The following is a 529-nucleotide window of genomic DNA, read 5'->3' as shown; positions in this document are numbered from 1 at the left end:
AAATGCCGAGGACCGGAATCGAACCGGTACGGTGATCACTCACCGCAGGATTTTAAGTCCTGTGCGTCTGCCAGTTCCGCCACCCCGGCGCGATTGCTTTGGCAAAGCGGAAAACGGGGTTCGAACCCGCGACCCCCACCTTGGCAAGGTGGTGCTCTACCACTGAGCTATTTCCGCGTGTTTAAAGATGCCGGCTAAAGGACTTGAACCCTCGACCCTCTGATTACAAATCAGATGCTCTACCAACTGAGCTAAGCCGGCATGTAAAACTTAAATTATGCGGGTGAAGGGACTTGAACCCCCACGCCGTAAGGCGCTAGATCCTAAATCTAGTGCGTCTGCCAATTCCGCCACACCCGCAAAAATATGAGCCGTACAGGGCTCGAACCTGTGACCCTCTGATTAAAAGTCAGATGCTCTACCAACTGAGCTAACGGCTCATATGGAGGTTAACGGGATCGAACCGCTGACCCTCTGCTTGTAAGGCAGATGCTCTCCCAGCTGAGCTAAACCTCCATGGATAACTTAA

General features: G+C 52.7%; 6 tRNA genes. All 6 read right to left on the bottom strand.

The features are described from left to right. Positions 1-3: 3 nt before the first annotated feature. Positions 4-89: transfer RNA gene (locus tag AB3I00_RS14645), tRNA-Leu, on the bottom strand. A gap of 16 nt (positions 90-105) precedes the next feature. Then, positions 106-177: transfer RNA gene (locus AB3I00_RS14640), tRNA-Gly, on the bottom strand. 11 nt (positions 178-188) lie between these two features. Further along, a tRNA-Thr gene (locus tag AB3I00_RS14635) sits at positions 189-261 on the bottom strand. Between the two features lie 17 nt (positions 262-278). Continuing rightward, a tRNA-Leu gene (locus AB3I00_RS14630) sits at positions 279-360 on the bottom strand. Between the two features lie 7 nt (positions 361-367). Beyond that, positions 368-440 (bottom strand) — tRNA-Lys (locus AB3I00_RS14625). Positions 441-443: 3 nt separating this feature from the next. Then, positions 444-516: transfer RNA gene (locus tag AB3I00_RS14620), tRNA-Val, on the bottom strand. Positions 517-529 lie beyond the last annotated feature (13 nt).

It is taken from the genome of Enterococcus sp. C76, assembly GCF_040886985.1.
GTDB classification, from domain to species: domain Bacteria; phylum Bacillota; class Bacilli; order Lactobacillales; family Enterococcaceae; genus Enterococcus_B; species Enterococcus_B lactis.
The sequence above is the reverse complement of the archived record's forward strand: the minus strand, read 5'-3'. Positions and strand labels throughout refer to the sequence as shown.